The 16,466-nt window shown below is 57.3% G+C and carries 18 protein-coding genes and 1 riboswitch; of the genes, 12 read left to right on the top strand and 6 right to left on the bottom strand.

Features of this window, described 5'->3' with window-relative positions:
• Positions 1-233 precede the first annotated feature (233 nt).
• Together purH and purD are read left to right on the top strand one after the other, a co-directional pair.
• Complete coding sequence (gene purH / locus F0319_RS18375) at positions 234-1,823, top strand: bifunctional phosphoribosylaminoimidazolecarboxamide formyltransferase/IMP cyclohydrolase (RefSeq protein WP_111966118.1); 1,590 nt, start codon at positions 234-236, stop codon at positions 1,821-1,823.
• Positions 1,824-1,838: 15 nt separating this feature from the next.
• Positions 1,839-3,131 (top strand): phosphoribosylamine--glycine ligase, encoded by a 1,293-nt coding sequence (gene purD / locus F0319_RS18370; protein WP_111966117.1) that lies wholly within the window; start codon positions 1,839-1,841, stop codon positions 3,129-3,131.
• Positions 3,132-3,189: 58 nt separating this feature from the next.
• Here purD and F0319_RS18365 read toward each other — a convergent pair whose 3' ends face one another.
• The 6 genes from F0319_RS18365 to nudC all read right to left on the bottom strand — a co-directional run bounded on the left by F0319_RS18365 (position 3,190) and on the right by nudC (position 7,542).
• Positions 3,190-3,882: a DUF1481 domain-containing protein gene (locus tag F0319_RS18365; protein ID WP_149367517.1), complete on the bottom strand. Its 693-nt coding sequence runs from the start codon at positions 3,880-3,882 to the stop codon at positions 3,190-3,192.
• Between the two features lie 11 nt (positions 3,883-3,893).
• The gene (gene hupA / locus F0319_RS18360; protein ID WP_002445246.1) at positions 3,894-4,166 is read right to left on the bottom strand and encodes a nucleoid-associated protein HU-alpha; all 273 of its coding nucleotides are present in this window, start codon (positions 4,164-4,166) and stop codon (positions 3,894-3,896) included.
• Between the two features lie 186 nt (positions 4,167-4,352).
• Positions 4,353-4,943, bottom strand: coding sequence for a YjaG family protein (locus F0319_RS18355; protein WP_008503468.1), 591 nt, complete (start codon positions 4,941-4,943; stop codon positions 4,353-4,355).
• Positions 4,944-4,984: 41 nt separating this feature from the next.
• On the bottom strand, positions 4,985-5,656 hold the full coding sequence (nfi, locus tag F0319_RS18350; RefSeq protein ID WP_149367516.1) for a deoxyribonuclease V: 672 nt from the start codon (positions 5,654-5,656) through the stop codon (positions 4,985-4,987).
• A gap of 9 nt (positions 5,657-5,665) precedes the next feature.
• Positions 5,666-6,730, bottom strand: coding sequence for a uroporphyrinogen decarboxylase (hemE, locus tag F0319_RS18345; protein ID WP_029742041.1), 1,065 nt, complete (start codon positions 6,728-6,730; stop codon positions 5,666-5,668).
• Between the two features lie 38 nt (positions 6,731-6,768).
• A complete protein-coding gene (nudC, locus tag F0319_RS18340) occupies positions 6,769-7,542 on the bottom strand; it encodes an NAD(+) diphosphatase (protein WP_149367515.1) in 774 nt (257 codons plus the stop codon).
• A gap of 95 nt (positions 7,543-7,637) precedes the next feature.
• Between nudC and rsd the strand changes: the two genes are divergently transcribed.
• The 10 genes from rsd (at position 7,638) to F0319_RS18290 (ending at position 16,420) form a co-directional block, all read left to right on the top strand.
• Positions 7,638-8,135, top strand: coding sequence for a sigma D regulator (gene rsd / locus F0319_RS18335; protein ID WP_149367514.1), 498 nt, complete (start codon positions 7,638-7,640; stop codon positions 8,133-8,135).
• A gap of 54 nt (positions 8,136-8,189) precedes the next feature.
• Positions 8,190-8,298, top strand: a riboswitch (TPP riboswitch).
• A gap of 79 nt (positions 8,299-8,377) precedes the next feature.
• Positions 8,378-10,273: a phosphomethylpyrimidine synthase ThiC gene (gene thiC, locus F0319_RS18330; RefSeq protein ID WP_149367513.1), complete on the top strand. Its 1,896-nt coding sequence runs from the start codon at positions 8,378-8,380 to the stop codon at positions 10,271-10,273.
• Complete coding sequence (thiE, locus tag F0319_RS18325; protein ID WP_149367512.1) at positions 10,273-10,914, top strand: thiamine phosphate synthase; 642 nt, start codon at positions 10,273-10,275, stop codon at positions 10,912-10,914. Before thiC ends, thiE begins: the two co-directional genes overlap by 1 nt.
• Positions 10,901-11,656, top strand: a complete 756-nt coding sequence (locus F0319_RS18320; RefSeq protein WP_115877034.1) for a HesA/MoeB/ThiF family protein — start codon at positions 10,901-10,903, stop codon at positions 11,654-11,656. Before thiE ends, F0319_RS18320 begins: the two co-directional genes overlap by 14 nt.
• Positions 11,640-11,840: a sulfur carrier protein ThiS gene (thiS, locus tag F0319_RS18315; protein WP_149367511.1), complete on the top strand. Its 201-nt coding sequence runs from the start codon at positions 11,640-11,642 to the stop codon at positions 11,838-11,840. Before F0319_RS18320 ends, thiS begins: the two co-directional genes overlap by 17 nt.
• Position 11,841: 1 nt before the next feature.
• Positions 11,842-12,612: a thiazole synthase gene (thiG, locus tag F0319_RS18310; RefSeq protein ID WP_111966108.1), complete on the top strand. Its 771-nt coding sequence runs from the start codon at positions 11,842-11,844 to the stop codon at positions 12,610-12,612.
• Entirely contained in the window at positions 12,609-13,736 is a 1,128-nt protein-coding gene (thiH, locus tag F0319_RS18305) for a 2-iminoacetate synthase ThiH (RefSeq protein WP_111966107.1), read from the top strand. The genes thiG and thiH overlap by 4 nt, the downstream gene beginning before the upstream one ends.
• Before the next feature lie 336 nt (positions 13,737-14,072).
• A complete protein-coding gene (locus F0319_RS18300; protein WP_149367510.1) occupies positions 14,073-15,614 on the top strand; it encodes a sensor domain-containing diguanylate cyclase in 1,542 nt (513 codons plus the stop codon).
• A 180-nt stretch (positions 15,615-15,794) separates the two neighbouring features.
• Positions 15,795-16,103, top strand: coding sequence for a PTS sugar transporter subunit IIB (locus tag F0319_RS18295; protein WP_010425948.1), 309 nt, complete (start codon positions 15,795-15,797; stop codon positions 16,101-16,103).
• Entirely contained in the window at positions 16,103-16,420 is a 318-nt protein-coding gene (locus F0319_RS18290; protein ID WP_003862327.1) for a PTS lactose/cellobiose transporter subunit IIA, read from the top strand. Before F0319_RS18295 ends, F0319_RS18290 begins: the two co-directional genes overlap by 1 nt.
• Positions 16,421-16,466: the final 46 nt, after the last annotated feature.

Below are 16,466 nucleotides of genomic sequence, written 5' to 3'. Positions count from 1 at the left end.
TTGCAAAAAAATGACTGACTGCTGCATTCCCCAGCAAAACCCCGCCTTATACCCTTTTATGCACAAAGTTATCCACAGTGATGCGAAAAAGTGAAAATGTGCGAGCGTTGCGCAAACGTTTTCGTTAAAATGCTCGCGCTTAACAAGGATGCCTCGTCAGGTGTGTTAGATGAGTTTTTCGCAGGAAAATTCATCTAACGCTCTCTGTAATCGTGAAATCCAGGGGATTTACCATGCAACAACGTCGTCCAGTCCGCCGCGCTCTGCTCAGTGTTTCTGATAAAGCCGGTATCGTTGAATTCGCTCAGGCACTTTCTGCACGCGGTGTAGAACTGCTTTCTACAGGCGGTACCGCTCGCCTGTTAGCAGATAAAGGTCTGCCGGTAACCGAAGTGTCCGATTACACCGGTTTCCCGGAAATGATGGATGGACGCGTCAAAACCCTGCATCCGAAAGTGCACGGCGGTATTCTTGGCCGTCGCGGCCAGGACGACGCCATTATGGAACAGCACGACATCGCGCCGATCGACATGGTTGTCGTTAACCTCTACCCGTTTGCCCAGACCGTTGCCCGCGAAGGCTGTTCTCTGGAGGATGCCGTAGAGAATATTGATATTGGCGGCCCAACCATGGTGCGCTCAGCAGCCAAGAACCATAAAGATGTGGCTATCGTGGTGAAGAGCAGCGATTACGAGACCATTATTAATGAGATGGATGCCAACGAAGGGTCACTGACTCTGGATACCCGTTTCGACCTCGCCATTAAAGCTTTCGAGCACACCGCAGCGTATGACAGCATGATCGCCAACTACTTCGGTAGCCTGGTGCCGGCTTACCACGGTGAAAGCAAAGATCCTTCTGGCCGCTTCCCGCGTACCCTGAATCTGAACTTCATTAAGAAACAAGATATGCGTTACGGTGAGAACAGCCACCAGCAGGCTGCCTTCTATATAGAAGAAGAGGTAAAAGAAGCCTCTGTTGCGACCGCTCAGCAGGTTCAGGGCAAAGCGCTCTCCTATAACAACATTGCCGACACCGACGCGGCGCTGGAATGCGTGAAAGAGTTCAGCGAGCCGGCCTGCGTTATCGTCAAGCACGCCAACCCATGCGGCGTGGCGGTAAGCACCTCTATTCTGGATGCCTACGATCGCGCCTACAAAACCGACCCGACCTCCGCGTTCGGCGGCATTATCGCCTTCAACCGCGAGCTGGATGCTGAAACCGCACAGGCCATTATCTCCCGCCAGTTTGTCGAAGTGATTATCGCGCCATCGGCCTCCGAAGAAGCGCTGAAAATCACCGCGGCAAAACAGAACGTGCGCGTACTGATTTGCGGCCAGTGGGCAGAACGCGTGCCGGGCCTGGACTTCAAACGCGTAAACGGCGGCCTGCTGGTTCAGGACCGCGATCTGGGCATGGTGACAGAAGCCGACCTGCGCGTGGTGACCAAACGCCAGCCGACCGAACAGGAACTGCGTGACGCGCTGTTCTGCTGGAAGGTCGCGAAGTTCGTAAAATCCAACGCCATCGTCTATGCCAAAGAGAACATGACTATCGGGATAGGCGCAGGCCAGATGAGCCGCGTTTACTCTGCGAAAATCGCGGGTATTAAAGCAGGTGACGAAGGTCTGGAAGTCAAAGGCTCCGCCATGGCCTCTGACGCCTTCTTCCCGTTCCGTGACGGTATCGACGCCGCAGCCGCTGTGGGCATCACCTGCGTGATCCAGCCAGGCGGTTCAATCCGCGACGACGAAGTGATTGCCGCTGCCGACGAACACGGCATCGCGATGATCTTCACCGACATGCGCCACTTCCGCCATTAATTCCCGGAGCTGAAAATGAAAGTATTAGTGATTGGTAACGGCGGACGCGAGCACGCGCTGGCGTGGAAAGCGGCGCAGTCTCCGCTGGTGACAACGGTCTTCGTGGCACCGGGCAACGCCGGTACCGCACTGGAACCCGCGCTGCAGAACGTGGCTATCGGCGTGACCGACATTCCGGCGCTGCTGAGTTTTGCCCAGAGCGAGAAAATCGACCTGACCATCGTCGGCCCGGAAGCGCCGCTGGTGATTGGCGTGGTGGATGCGTTCCGCGCAGCGGGCCTGAAAATTTTCGGCCCAACGGAAGGCGCCGCGCAGCTGGAAGGCTCCAAAGCCTTCACCAAAGATTTCCTCGCGCGTCATAACATCCCGACGGCGGAATATCAGAATTTCACTGAAGTGGAGCCTGCTCTGGCCTACTTACGTGAGAAGGGCGCGCCGATTGTTATCAAGGCCGACGGTCTGGCCGCCGGTAAAGGCGTGATCGTCGCGATGACGCTCGACGAAGCCGAAGCCGCAGTTCAGGACATGCTGGCGGGCAATGCTTTCGGTGATGCGGGCCACCGCATCGTGATCGAAGAGTTCCTAGACGGTGAAGAAGCAAGCTTCATCGTGATGGTAGACGGCGAGCACGTTCTGCCGATGGCCACCAGCCAGGACCACAAGCGTGTGGGCAATGGCGATACCGGCCCGAATACCGGTGGAATGGGCGCTTACTCCCCCGCTCCGGTAGTGACTGACGAAGTTCACCAGCGCACCATGGATCGCATCATCTGGCCGACCGTGAAGGGAATGGCGGCAGAAGGGAATACCTACACCGGTTTCCTTTACGCAGGTCTGATGATCGACAAGCAGGGTAACCCTAAGGTCATCGAATTCAACTGCCGCTTTGGCGATCCGGAAACGCAGCCAATCATGCTGCGCATGAAATCCGATCTGGTGGATCTGTGTCTGGCAGCCTGCGATGGCAAGCTGGACGAGAAAACCTCCGAGTGGGACGAGCGTGCGTCTCTCGGCGTGGTGATTGCTGCGGGTGGTTATCCGGGCAACTACAGCACCGGTGATGAAATCCACGGCCTGCCGCTGGAAGAGATTGAAGGTGCGAAGGTGTTCCACGCGGGTACGAAGCTGGCTGGCGACGATCGCGTCCTCACCAACGGCGGACGCGTGCTGTGTGCAACCGCGCTGGGCCATACCGTGGCAGAAGCACAGAAACGCGCCTATGCGCTGATGGCAGATATTCACTGGAACGGTAGCTTTAGCCGTCAGGATATCGGCTATCGCGCGATTGCACGCGAGCAGGGGAAGTAACGGAACCGTCTGTTTCCCCTCACCCTAACCCTCTCCCTCAAGGGAGAGGGTATTTACCTCAGAAACTCTTCTCCGTCGGCTGCCAGGTGCAGAAGTCTTCGTTCGCCACCAATAGCAATTGAGAACCTTCCGGCGCCTCAAGCCACGCCACACTCACTTCCATTGATGAATGACGCTGACGGCGTTGAATGTGTTCGGTTGCCCAGGATTCGAGCTCAGGCTTGACCGTCTGCCCTTCGCAGGTTGTCACCGTACCATCGCTATGCCAGCGTCCCTGGCGCAGCACAACGCGGCCCAGACGAAGCGCATCGCTGGTCTGGCGGATTTGTTCGGCACGATAACGGTAGAGGGCGATTTGATCGCTGGAAAGCTGCTGTTTTTGACCGCTGACTTCGCGCTGCATAAAGCTTAGCTCGCCATGGTCGTCAAAACGCACTTTCACGTGTTCGGGGGTCTTGCTGTAGACGTTCAGCTCAATCAGCGACAGGTCATCTCCCTGCCAGCGATACTCCGCCGTCGACGTATTGCCGCTATGCCACGGGCTGAAGGCAGAAAGCAGATGAACTTCGCCGCCGGAATCTTTGCGCCAGACCCTGACCGCGCCCTGGTTGTCCGCGTAACCGCTGGCGGTAAACGGCGGCAGGGAGGTGTCGTGGCTACAGGCTGACAGCAGCAGCATGCCTGCCAGCGCGAGCGTTCCACGCCAGAAAGACAAAAGGGGCGTTACCGCCCCTTCGCTAAAACTGTTCACTGCCACGCGTCTTACTTAACAGCGTCTTTCAGTGCTTTACCAGAAACAAATGCCGGCACGTTAGCTGCGGCGATTTTGATTTCTTTACCGGTCTGCGGGTTGCGGCCAGTACGCTCAGCGCGGTGGTTCACTTTGAAGGTACCGAAACCAACCAGTTGTACAGCATCACCTTCTTTCAGAGACTCAGTAATAGCAGCCAGGGTAGATTCCAGAGCAGCTTTAGCCTGCACTTTAGACAGATCAGCCTTGTCCGCAATTACATCAATCAGTTGAGTCTTGTTCATAAGTTATCCTTTCAATGTGTTTATCGCTTGCTAAGCATCGAGTGCGACGAAAATGCCAAAAAAGCACTCTCCTGCATACACGCACCGATAGCCACTTTTTTTCGCCCCCCAAATGTAGACCAGACAAGGGGCGAAAGGGAAGAGTCGAGGAGCGACAAAACGGGCGTTATCTCAAGATTTATTGTCTCATTGGTTAAAAATTATACCAATATTGCTCTCGCCAGCCTCTCGTAAGTCCGCGCGCAGCCCTTTTATCAGCTCAATATCGCGTTCTTCACACTCTGCTAACAGGCGGAAAATTTCCCACTGAATGTCCCATTCTTGCTCAACCGCCGGGTTCGCACGCAGCTCTTCGTCGGTCATTTCCCGACCTTCCTGGGTCATTTCCAGCATCGCGACGGTCGTAATAGATGCCTTACTGACTTCAATAGCGTGCTCCAGCGTTTCACCGCTCAGACGGGAGTGAAGCAGTTCGCTTAACGCCACGCAGGCATCAATCGCCGGGTAGACACCGTACAGATCAAAATCATCCGCAACCGGAATCGCCTCTTCCAGCTTTTCGAGCTGAGAGTCGAAATTCACCTTCGCGTCTTTCACCGTCAGCGTTTCCCAGATCAGATCCAGAATGCGACGGTAGATATGGCCATCACCAAAGCCGGTCTGCTTGCAGAACGCGGCATAGTTGGGATACATGCGCTCGCACAGGCAAGCCATAAAGGTGACGTGCTGCCAGCTTTCCAGCTTTTCAAGGCGCAGGTGAATCGGGTTTTGTAGCATGATGATCTCTCGAATCGAAAATTAGGCGCAGTTTACCTGAATCATCGCTGAATTTCCTGCCAACGAACAAAAGCCGGACGCGAAGACGCCACGGCGTCTGCCCAGCGCGTCGGCTCCGGCAAGCGGTAGCCCTTCATGCAGCGCTGCACCCACGCGAGGGCGCTGTCCATGCTCACACGGTGCCCGGTAGCGATAAAGAGCGGGTTACAGCGTGCCTTGCTGCGCCAGACCCACGCCAGCTGCTCGCCTTTATGGATAAGCGGCGCCAGCGCACCCGGCTCTGCGGAGAGTGGCTCAAACGCGCCGCACAGGCGTTTCTTGGCGACGCCAATGGTCGGCACATCCACCAGCAGCCCAAAATGACTGGCAACGCCTAAACGACGCGGATGTGAGATCCCGTGCCCATCGACAAACAGCAGGTCAGGTTTTTGCGAGAGCTGCTCCCACGCTGCCAGCAGCGCGGGATATTCGCGGAAGGAGAGAAAGCCCGGAATATACGGCATGGTGGTCGCGATACGCGCGACCTTGTACTCCACCATATCGAGCGAAGGGTATTTCAGGACCACCATCGCCGCTCGCGTCACGTCCCCACCCTGCTCGAACCCGACGTCTGCTCCGCCAATGTACTGCGGAGGGTTCTTATCCAGACGATCCTCGCGGATCACCGATGAGGCCAGTTCGATTTGTTGAGCGCGTAGCGACGCGAGATCCATAACGACTCCTTACTTGTGATACTGGGCAGAAAGCCGATGCACCGCCTCCACAAATACGCCTGCGTGTTCTGGCGGCACATCCTGATGAATGCCGTGGCCGAGGTTAAAGACGTGGCCTTCCCCCTGGCCGAAACCAGACAGTATAGTCGACACTTCTTCTTCAATGCGGGCTGGCGGCGCATAAAGCATGGACGGGTCCATATTGCCCTGCAGCGCTACTTTGTCGCCCACGCGACGACGCGCATCGGCAATATCGGTGGTCCAGTCGAGACCCAGCGCGTCGCAGCCGGTTGCCGCCATCGCTTCCAGCCACTGGCCGCCACCTTTGGTGAACAGCGTCACCGGCACGCGGCGACCTTCGTTTTCACGCAGCAGGCCGTCAACGATTTTATGCATGTAATATAGGGAGAACTGCTGATAATCGCGCCCGGTCAGCACGCCGCCCCAGGTATCGAAAATCATCACCGACTGCGCGCCCGCCTTAATCTGCGCGTTCAGATAGAGCGTAACGCTCTTCGCCAGCTTGTCGAGCAGCGCATGCAGGGCCAGCGGCTCGGCGTACATCATCTTTTTAATCATGGTGAAGGCTTTGCTGCTGCCACCTTCCACCATATAGGTCGCCAGCGTCCACGGGCTGCCTGAGAAGCCAATCAGCGGCACTTCCCCTTTCAGCTCGCGGCGAATGGTGCGCACGGCGTTCATCACGTAGCCCAGCTCGCCTTCCGGATCGGGAATCGGCAGCTTGTCCACGTCGGCTTTGCTTTTGATCGGAGAGGTGAAACGCGGACCTTCACCGGTTTCGAAGTACAGGCCAAGGCCCATCGCATCCGGAATGGTCAGAATATCCGAGAAGAGGATCGCCGCATCCAGCGGGAAGCGGCGCAGCGGCTGGAGCGTCACTTCACAGGCCAGCTCGGCGTTTTTGCAAAGCGACATAAAATCCCCCGCCTGCGCGCGCGTGGCTTTGTACTCTGGCAGATAGCGTCCCGCCTGGCGCATCATCCACACCGGGGTGACATCAACGGGCTGGCGCAGCAGCGCACGCAGATAACGATCGTTCTTCAGTTCGGTCATTTTTGCAGTTCCTTAAGCGTCATGGCCTCAGTGTAACACTACTCATACTCGGCCCGACACATCACCACGGTATCTTCTATCAGCCGACGCGCCACGGTACCCGGCGGTGGTAACAGCGGTAAATCGTCGTAGCGATACCAGTTCGCATCCAGCAGCTCTTTCCGATCGATAACGATCTCGCCGCTGTCATATTCGGCCATAAAGGCCGTCATCAGCGACTGCGGGAACGGCCACGGCTGGGAGGTGACATAGCGCAGGTTCTTCACTTTGATGCCGCTCTCCTCCATTACCTCGCGCGCCACCGCCTGCTCCAGCGTTTCGCCCACCTCGACGAAGCCGGCCAGCACGGTGTGTACGCCGTTGCGATGACGGGTATGCTGCGCCAGCAGAATGGAATCATCCCGGCGGATAGCGACGATGATGCACGGCGCAATCTGCGGATAGTAGCGCTCGCGGCAGTGGCTGCAGAGCATCGCCCACTCGGTTTTGCTCGGGTGCATGGTATGACCGCAGTAGCCGCAGTATTTGTGCGAGCGATAAAACTCCGCCAGCTGCACGCCGCGCCCCGCCAGCTGGAACAGGCCCACGTCCAGATCCAACACCTGGCGAACGGATCCCATATCCTGACGACGCGCTTGCTGGATCAACCACACGGGCTCACCCTGCCACTCGCCGATCTCTAGCGCAGGCTGGCCCACGAGATCGAACGTTTCCGCCGCACCGTAGGGCAGTTCTCCACCGGGCAACCATAATTTTTGTTCGTGGCTGACGATCCACCAACCCAGATCTGATTTTTCAATAATACGATCCATATCTATTGCACTACCTTCGCTTCACTGACATGTTGTTAGCATTGTGGTTACATTCTGGATGAGCAGATTCAATCCTACACTTTGCGGAGTCGACCATGTTAAACCAGCTAGAAAGCCTGACTGAGCGCGTTAGAGGAAGTAACAAACTGGTGGATCGCTGGCTGCATGTGCGCAAGCATCTACTCGTGGCTTATTACAATCTGGTCGGCATTAAGCCTGGCAAAGAATCGTTTATGCGATTGAACGAAAAAGCGCTGGATGATTTTTGTCAGGGCCTGGTCGACTATCTGTCCGACGGCCATTTCAATATTTATGAACGCATTAACCGCGAAATGGAAGGGACAACGCCGTATTTAGCGGCCAGCAAGCTCTATCCGCTGCTGGAAGCCAATACCCAGCAGATCATGGATTACTATGATTCCACGCTCGAGAATGCCATCGATCACGATAACTATCTTGAGTTCCAGAAAGCGCTATCCGACCTCGGCGAAGCGCTGGAGGAGCGATTCACGCTGGAAGATAAGCTGATCTCTCTCGCCCTGGACAATGATTTGAACATCAGTAACGAAGAGAACGTCGCGCGCCCTGCTTGAGTTCTTAATCGTTAACGAGTAATTTACAACCATTCGCCCCTCTCACGAGGGGGATTTTTCTTGTCGGAGTGCCCAGAGCGAAAGCCGGGCTGAGACCGTTAATTCGGGATCCGCGGAACCTGATCAGGCTAATACCTGCGAAGGGAACAAGAGTCACACTGCTGTTGTATCGCCCCCCGGGCGATCCTCTCTTGCTTCATCCGTCGTCTGACAAGCCATGTCCTTCACTTTTGGAATGAGCTATGTCTACTGCAAAACTGACCCGCCGCGAACAGCGCGCACAGGCCCAACACTTCATTGACACGCTGGAAGGCACCGCTTTCCCGAACTCGAAACGCATCTACATTTCCGGCTCGCAGGACAATATCCGCGTCCCGATGCGCGAAATCCAGCTCAGCCCGACGCTTATCGGCGGCAGCAAAGAGAATCCACAGTATGAAGACAACGAAGCCGTGCCGGTGTATGACACCTCCGGCCCATACGGCGATCCTGATGTTGCCATCAACGTCCAGCAGGGGCTGGCAAAGCTGCGCCAGCCGTGGATTGACGCGCGTAACGACTGCGAAGAGCTGAGCGTGCTCAGCTCTGCGTACACCAAAGAGCGCCTGGCCGACGACGGCCTGGACGAGTTGCGCTTTACCGGCCTGCTGACGCCAAAACGTGCTAAAGCAGGTAAATGCGTGACCCAGCTGCACTACGCCCGCCAGGGTATCGTCACGCCGGAGATGGAGTTCATCGCCATCCGTGAAAACATGGGTCGCGAGCGTATCCGCAGTGAAGTGCTGCGCTATCAGCATCCTGGTGAAGGCTTTGGCGCGCGTCTGCCGGAGAACATCACGCCGGAGTTTGTACGTGACGAAGTGGCCGCCGGCCGCGCGATTATCCCCGCCAACATTAACCACCCGGAATCCGAGCCGATGATTATCGGCCGCAACTTCCTGGTGAAGGTCAACGCTAACATCGGTAACTCGGCCGTCACCTCCTCCATCGAAGAAGAGGTGGAAAAGCTGGTCTGGTCCACGCGCTGGGGTGCGGACACGGTAATGGATCTCTCCACCGGCCGCTATATCCATGAAACCCGCGAATGGATCCTGCGTAACAGCCCGGTACCGATTGGCACCGTCCCGATTTATCAGGCGCTGGAGAAGGTCAACGGCGTTGCCGAAGACCTCACCTGGGAAGCGTTCCGCGACACCCTGCTGGAGCAGGCCGAGCAGGGCGTGGACTACTTCACCATTCACGCGGGCGTGCTGCTGCGCTACGTGCCGATGACCGCGAAGCGTCTGACCGGCATCGTCTCGCGCGGCGGTTCCATCATGGCGAAGTGGTGCCTCTCCCATCACCGGGAAAACTTCCTCTACGAACACTTCCGCGAAATTTGCGAGATCTGCGCCGCGTATGATGTCTCTCTGTCACTGGGCGACGGCCTGCGTCCGGGCTCTATTCGCGATGCGAATGACGAAGCGCAGTTTGCCGAGCTTCATACGCTGGGCGAACTGACCAAAATCGCCTGGGAGTATGACGTGCAGGTGATGATTGAAGGTCCGGGACACGTGCCGATGCAGATGATCCGCCGCAACATGACCGAGGAGCTGGAGCACTGCCACGAAGCGCCGTTCTACACCCTGGGACCGTTAACCACCGATATTGCGCCGGGCTATGACCATTTCACGTCAGGCATTGGGGCAGCGATGATAGGCTGGTTCGGCTGCGCCATGCTCTGCTACGTGACGCCGAAAGAGCACCTCGGCCTGCCAAACAAAGAGGACGTGAAGCAAGGGCTGATTACCTACAAAATTGCCGCCCACGCGGCGGATCTGGCCAAAGGCCACCCGGGGGCGCAAATCCGCGATAACGCCATGTCGAAGGCACGCTTCGAATTCCGCTGGGAAGACCAGTTCAACCTGGCGCTGGACCCGTTCACCGCCCGCGCCTATCACGATGAGACCCTGCCGCAGGAATCAGGCAAAGTCGCGCACTTCTGCTCCATGTGCGGACCAAAATTCTGCTCGATGAAAATCAGCCAGGAGGTGCGCGACTACGCCGCCACGCAAAGCATCGAAGTCGGTATGGCGGACATGTCTGAAACCTTCCGCGCCAAAGGCGGCGAAATCTACCTCAAAAAAGAGGAGGCGTAATGTACCAGCCCGATTTCCCACCCGTCCCCTACCGTTTAGGGCTCTATCCGGTGGTGGACAGCGTGGCGTGGATAGAGCGCCTGCTGGAGACAGGCGTTCGAACGATCCAACTGCGCATCAAGGATAAGCGCGATGACGAGGTGGAAGCCGATGTGGTTGCCGCCATTGCGCTTGGGCGCCGGTATAACGCCCGTCTGTTTATCAACGACTACTGGCGGCTGGCCGTTAAGCACCGGGCGTACGGCGTGCATCTGGGTCAGGAGGATTTGGAAACAACGGATCTGAGCGCAATCCGTGAAGCCGGGTTGCGTCTGGGCGTGTCAACGCACGATGACATGGAGATTGACGTGGCCCTAGCGGCCCGTCCCTCATACATCGCGCTCGGTCATGTCTTCCCGACGCAAACCAAGCAGATGCCCTCCGCTCCGCAGGGTCTGACGCAGCTGGCAAGTCACGTTAAACGCCTTGCCGATTACCCCACCGTCGCCATCGGCGGAATCAGCCTTGAACGTGCCCCTGCGGTGCTGGAGACCGGCGTCGGCAGCATCGCCGTCGTCAGTGCCATCACCCAGGCCGCAGACTGGCGGTCCGCCACCGAACAGCTGTTACAGCTGGCAGGAGCACGCGATGAACGATCGTGACTTTATGCGCTACAGCCGTCAGATCCTGCTGGAGGATATCGCCATCGACGGCCAGCAAAAACTGCTCGCCAGCCGGGTGCTGATTGTTGGACTCGGGGGATTAGGCGCACCCGCCGCGCTCTATCTGGCAGGTGCGGGTATCGGCACGCTGGTGCTGGCGGACGACGATGAGGTCCACCTCAGCAACCTGCAGCGACAAATCCTCTTTACCACCGAGGATATCAGCCAGCCGAAAGCGCAAATCACCCGGCAGCGCCTGGCGCAGCTCAACCCGGATATCGAGCTGGTTGCCTTACAGGAGCGGCTTAGCGGTGAAAGCCTGCGCCGTGAAGTCGCCCTTGCCGACGTGGTGCTGGACTGCACGGACAACATGGCGACGCGCCAGGCGATTAATGCCGCCTGCGTGGCCAATCATACGCCGCTCATTACCGCCAGCGCGGTGGGGTTCGGCGGGCAAATGATGGTCCTGACCCCTCCGTGGTCGCAGGGTTGCTATCGCTGCCTGTGGCCGGACGATGCCGAGCCGACGCGCAACTGCCGTACGGCGGGCATTCTTGGCCCGGTGGTCGGGGTGATGGGCACCATGCAGGCGCTGGAGGCCATCAAGCTGCTCAGCGGCATGGAGACGGAACGCAATACGCTGCGGCTGTTTGATGCCCGCTCCAGCAGCTGGCGCCAGCTGGCGTTACGCCGCGCCAGCCGCTGCCCGGTATGTGGAGACCGCGATGCGCATTCTGTTTAACGATGAGCCGATGAGATGCGACGACGGGCTTACCATTGCCGCACTGCTCGACAAGCTGCGTCAGCTCAAGCCGGGAACAGCGCTGGCGCTCAATCAACAGATCCTGCCGCGCGAGCAGTGGGAACATCAGCAGGTCAATGAAGGCGACCAGATCCTGCTGTTTCAGGTTATCGCAGGGGGCTGAGATGTTACGTATTGCCGATAAGGTTTTTGATTCGCATCTGTTTACCGGAACCGGAAAATTCGCCTCGCCGCAGCTGATGGTGGATGCCATTCGCGAAAGCGGCAGCCAGCTGGTGACGCTGGCGCTCAAGCGCGTGGATCTGCGCCACCACAGCGATGCCATTCTGGCTCCGTTGCTGGAAGCAGGCGTCACGCTGTTGCCCAACACCTCCGGCGCCAAAACGGCCGAAGAGGCGATTTTTGCCGCGCAGCTGGCCCGCGAGGCGCTCGGCACCCGCTGGCTAAAGCTGGAAATCCATCCGGATGCCCGCTGGCTGCTGCCCGACCCGATTGAAACGCTGAAAGCGGCTGAAAAGCTGGTGCAGCAAGGGTTTACCGTTCTGCCTTACTGCGGCGCTGACCCTGTTCTGTGCAAACGTCTCGAAGAGGTCGGATGCGCTGCCGTCATGCCGCTGGGGGCCCCCATTGGCTCCAACCAGGGGCTGGAAACCCGCGCGATGCTGGAGATCATCATCGAGCAGGCCACCGTGCCGGTGGTCGTTGATGCGGGCATTGGCGTGCCCAGCCATGCCGCGCAAGCGCTGGAGATGGGCGCTGACGCGGTACTGGTGAATACGGCCATCGCGGTTGCCGACGACCCGGTCATGATGGCGCGTGCATTCCGCATGGCCGTAGAGGCTGGCCTGCTGGCAAGGGGAGCCGGCCCCGGTTCGCGCAGTTTCCAGGCGCAGGCCACCAGCCCGCTGACCGGTTTTCTGGAGGCGATCTCATGAGCACGTTTACCGAGCGCTGGCGGCAGCTTAACTGGGACGACATTGCCCTGCGCATCAACAGCAAAACGGCGGCTGACGTGGAGCGCGCGCTGCATGCCCGCCATCTGACCCGCGAGGATCTGATGGCCCTGCTCTCCCCCGCGGCGAGCGCGTACCTCGAACCGATGGCCCAGCGAGCACAGCGGCTCACCCGCCAGCGTTTTGGCAACACGGTGAGCTTCTACGTGCCGCTATATCTCTCCAACCTGTGCGCCAATGACTGCACCTACTGCGGTTTTTCCATGAGCAACCGCATCAAGCGTAAAACGCTCGATGAAGATGAGATTTCCCGGGAGTGTGCGGCCATTCGTGAAATGGGCTTTGAACATCTTCTGCTGGTCACGGGCGAACATCAGGGAAAAGTGGGAATGGACTATTTCCGTCAGCACCTTCCCGCCATTCGTCGTCAGTTTGCGTCGTTGCAGATGGAAGTGCAGCCCCTGTCGCAGGAGGAGTACGCAGAGCTCAAAAACCTCGGGCTGGACGGGGTCATGGTCTACCAGGAAACCTATCATGAGGCGACGTACGCCCGGCACCACCTGAAGGGTAAGAAACAGGATTTCTTTTTCCGGCTGGAAACGCCGGACAGGCTCGGCCGCGCGGGTATCGACAAAATCGGTCTGGGTGCGCTGATCGGGCTCTCCGACAGCTGGCGGGTGGATTGTTATATGGTGGCGGAACATCTGCTGTGGCTCCAGCAGCACTACTGGCAGAGCCGTTATTCCATCTCCTTCCCGCGCCTGCGCCCCTGTGCGGGAGGGATCGAACCAGCTTCGCTAATGGATGAACGCCAGCTGGTGCAGACGATCTGCGCGTTTCGCCTGCTCGCCCCGGAAGTTGAATTATCGCTCTCAACGCGTGAGTCCCCGGCGTTTCGCGATCGCGTTATCCCGCTTGCGATTAACAACGTCAGCGCGTTTTCCAAAACGCAGCCTGGCGGCTACGCCGACGATCGTCCGGAGCTGGAGCAGTTTGTGCCGCATGACGGGCGACGTCCGGAAGCGGTCGCCGCAGCCCTGACGGCGCAGGGCCTTCAGCCTGTCTGGAAAGACTGGGACAGCTGGCTGGGAAGGGCCTCGCAATAACGTTGAAACGCACAGCAACATCATAGAAATTTGTCGAGACGCTACGAAAAGGCAAAACCGGATGATTGTCATCGATCGTCCGGTTTTTTATTGTCGCAAGGTCAGCAACGGATGCTGACCGGGGCGAAAAGCTTCTTCCTCGTTTCGCCCTGCTTCTGATTCATTTCACAAACTGCCCCCGGCAAATGAATAAGTATTTTCTTAATGATTCTTAAGATAAATCATCTCGTCAGAAATCGTGCGCCGTATAATTCACCGCTAACCGCAGGACAGCGACTATGCTGAGAGGATATCGGCAGACGAAAAATATTCACCATCAGGAACGATGTACAGCTCATGGCACTTCACAGCAAAAAGCTCTCTTTTACACGGCCAATCATGCTCAGCTTTGCGGGGATCCTCTGCAGTTTTGCGGTGATCGCGATCGCGGTAACGCTTTCGCAACGAAAGGATTTTCTTGAGGATTATCATAAGATCAATAGCAACTTCACGCATAACCTGGCGGTGAACTACACCGAATCTATCCTGCGTGAAAACGACTATATCCTGGGCCGTTCCGCGATGTACTTTGCCCGCGACGACAGGCTAAACGAGACGCTCAACGTCAACCCGACGCAAGGGCTGCAGATGATGATGCATTTGCAGAACCTGATGCCGACCGTCTCCTCCATCTCGCTGGCGGACACGCAGGGGCATTATCTTCGCGCACCAGAGGTGCTCCCCACGGAGACGAGTAAAACCTTCGATCCCCGGACACGCCCGTGGTTCGTCGCTCAGGCGGAAGCCAGTATCTTCAGTCACTATACCCGTCCCTACATGGACTACTTCACTGGCCATCCGACGGTAACACTCTATAAGCCTTTGATTTCACCTGAAGGGAGACTGAAGGGAACGCTCGCTTTCCATCTCGATTTGACGTCTATGGGCTTCACCCTGCGCCAGATGGTGGCGCCCGTTCAGGGGGAATTCTTCGTCGTCGAACGCGATGGTGCCGTGGTGCTGCATCCGGATACCGGCGCGCTGTTCAAACAGTACGTGAGCGAAGCGCTGATGGACAAAATGACCAGCGGCGAAGGTCATCTTTACGACAAGAAAAGCAACGCCTGGTATTACTACTATTCGTTTACCAACCCGGACTGGTTTGTCATCTACCGGGTCTCTGGCGAGACGCTCACCGATATTACCCGTCACGAAACAACGATCGTTGGCTGGGGGTTTGCGCTGGCCGCCATCATCATCATCCTCTTCGGCTTATACCTCCGCCACGCCTCGCGTTCAGTGCTGATGCACATTATCAATGCCATCAAAACTGGCGATGTTAGCGAGGCGCCGCGCCTGGAAGCGATGCTGAGCCACACGATTCAGTCCAACAAAGAGCGTGAAATGGCGTATGTTCGCCAGGCCACTCACGATGCGCTGACGGGCTGCAAAAACCGCCGCGCGTTCGACAGCGATGTCGCGGAGCTGCTGAATGCCCAGCAGCCTTTCGCGATGGCGCTGGTAGACATTGATAACTTCAAGTCAATTAACGACACGCTGGGCCACCTGACCGGTGATATTGTTCTGCGTAACGTGGCTCGCGAAGGGATTCAGATCTTGCAGCCACATCACGTCTCGATTTACCGTTATGGTGGAGAAGAGTTCGCGGTAATCTTCCAGGCGGAACAGATGTCTTCCGCGCTCTCATTGCTGGAAGCGTGGCGTACCGCCGTTGAAAAGCGCGTCTGGCGGGAAGAAAACCTGCGGGTTACGTTCAGCGGCGGTCTTGGAGAGTGGCATTTTGAACCGCTGGAACAATTTGTCGGGAGCGTTGATAACGCCCTCTACAGCGCCAAACAGCAGGGCAAAAACCGCATTAACCGAACGTCCATCAGCTAATCCTGCCTCTTTCACCCTGCCCGTTTCCACGGGCCGGGTGCCTGACAATGCAAAATTGTAACCGGTTTCAGAAAATCACCGGTTTCTTTGTGATGCCTGACACACAATCGCGGTAAAGCGGTTGTTGAAGCGGTCTGCACGGGATAATTATCAATAAACACATGTAGATCGAGGCTGATTATGAAGAACATCGTTTTATGCTGTGCAGCGGGAATGTCAACCAGCATGCTGGTTCAACGTATGAAAGACGCCGCGCAGAAAAAAGGAGTTGAAGTCACCATTAAAGCCGTTCCGGTTGCGGAGTTTAAAGACAACATCGCGACGGCCGACATCGTATTGCTGGGGCCACAGGTTAAATACGAGCAGGCTAAACTCCAGGCGCAGGCCGACCCGTTGGGTAAAAAGGTCGCGGTGATCGACATGATGGATTACGGCATGATGAAAGGTGATGCCGTACTGGAAAAAGCGCTCAAACTTCTGGAGTCATAATGGAAGACTTAGAAACCACGATTATGGAACTGCTGGTCAACGCGGGCGCGGCGCGCAGTGCAGCCCTGACGGCGTTACAGATGGCGCGTAAAGGTGATTTTGACGAAGCTGAAAAAGCGATGGAAGAGTCGCGTGAATATGTGAAGCATGCGCACACTATACAGACGCAGCTTATCGGTCTTGATGAGGGGACCGGGAAGCTTCCGGTTAACCTGATCACCGTCCACTCGCAGGATCACCTGATGAACGCCATGGTCATTCAGGATCTGGCGGGCGATATGATTGAGCTTTATCGTCGGATCCCGTTGGTGAATTGAATACATGCAGATGTAAAAAAACCCGCCGAGGCGGGTTTTTTATTTA

The organism is Enterobacter vonholyi (assembly GCF_008364555.1).
GTDB classification, from domain to species: Bacteria; Pseudomonadota; Gammaproteobacteria; order Enterobacterales; family Enterobacteriaceae; genus Enterobacter; species Enterobacter vonholyi.
The sequence above is the reverse complement of the archived record's forward strand: the minus strand, read 5'-3'. Positions and strand labels throughout refer to the sequence as shown.

Coding starts and splice junctions, on each gene's coding strand:
- thiS (WP_149367511.1), top strand. CDS start 11,640: ATGCGCATTCTGTTTAACGATGAGCCGATGAGATGCGACGACGGGCTT.
- thiG (WP_111966108.1), top strand. CDS start 11,842: ATGTTACGTATTGCCGATAAGGTTTTTGATTCGCATCTGTTTACCGGA.
- hupA (WP_002445246.1), bottom strand. CDS start 4,166: ATGAACAAGACTCAACTGATTGATGTAATTGCGGACAAGGCTGATCTG.
- F0319_RS18290 (WP_003862327.1), top strand. CDS start 16,103: ATGGAAGACTTAGAAACCACGATTATGGAACTGCTGGTCAACGCGGGC.
- purD (WP_111966117.1), top strand. CDS start 1,839: ATGAAAGTATTAGTGATTGGTAACGGCGGACGCGAGCACGCGCTGGCG.
- rsd (WP_149367514.1), top strand. CDS start 7,638: ATGTTAAACCAGCTAGAAAGCCTGACTGAGCGCGTTAGAGGAAGTAAC.
- nudC (WP_149367515.1), bottom strand. CDS start 7,542: ATGGATCGTATTATTGAAAAATCAGATCTGGGTTGGTGGATCGTCAGC.
- thiC (WP_149367513.1), top strand. CDS start 8,378: ATGTCTACTGCAAAACTGACCCGCCGCGAACAGCGCGCACAGGCCCAA.
- thiE (WP_149367512.1), top strand. CDS start 10,273: ATGTACCAGCCCGATTTCCCACCCGTCCCCTACCGTTTAGGGCTCTAT.
- purH (WP_111966118.1), top strand. CDS start 234: ATGCAACAACGTCGTCCAGTCCGCCGCGCTCTGCTCAGTGTTTCTGAT.
- nfi (WP_149367516.1), bottom strand. CDS start 5,656: ATGGATCTCGCGTCGCTACGCGCTCAACAAATCGAACTGGCCTCATCG.
- hemE (WP_029742041.1), bottom strand. CDS start 6,730: ATGACCGAACTGAAGAACGATCGTTATCTGCGTGCGCTGCTGCGCCAG.
- F0319_RS18300 (WP_149367510.1), top strand. CDS start 14,073: ATGGCACTTCACAGCAAAAAGCTCTCTTTTACACGGCCAATCATGCTC.
- F0319_RS18320 (WP_115877034.1), top strand. CDS start 10,901: ATGAACGATCGTGACTTTATGCGCTACAGCCGTCAGATCCTGCTGGAG.
- F0319_RS18355 (WP_008503468.1), bottom strand. CDS start 4,943: ATGCTACAAAACCCGATTCACCTGCGCCTTGAAAAGCTGGAAAGCTGG.
- F0319_RS18295 (WP_010425948.1), top strand. CDS start 15,795: ATGAAGAACATCGTTTTATGCTGTGCAGCGGGAATGTCAACCAGCATG.
- thiH (WP_111966107.1), top strand. CDS start 12,609: ATGAGCACGTTTACCGAGCGCTGGCGGCAGCTTAACTGGGACGACATT.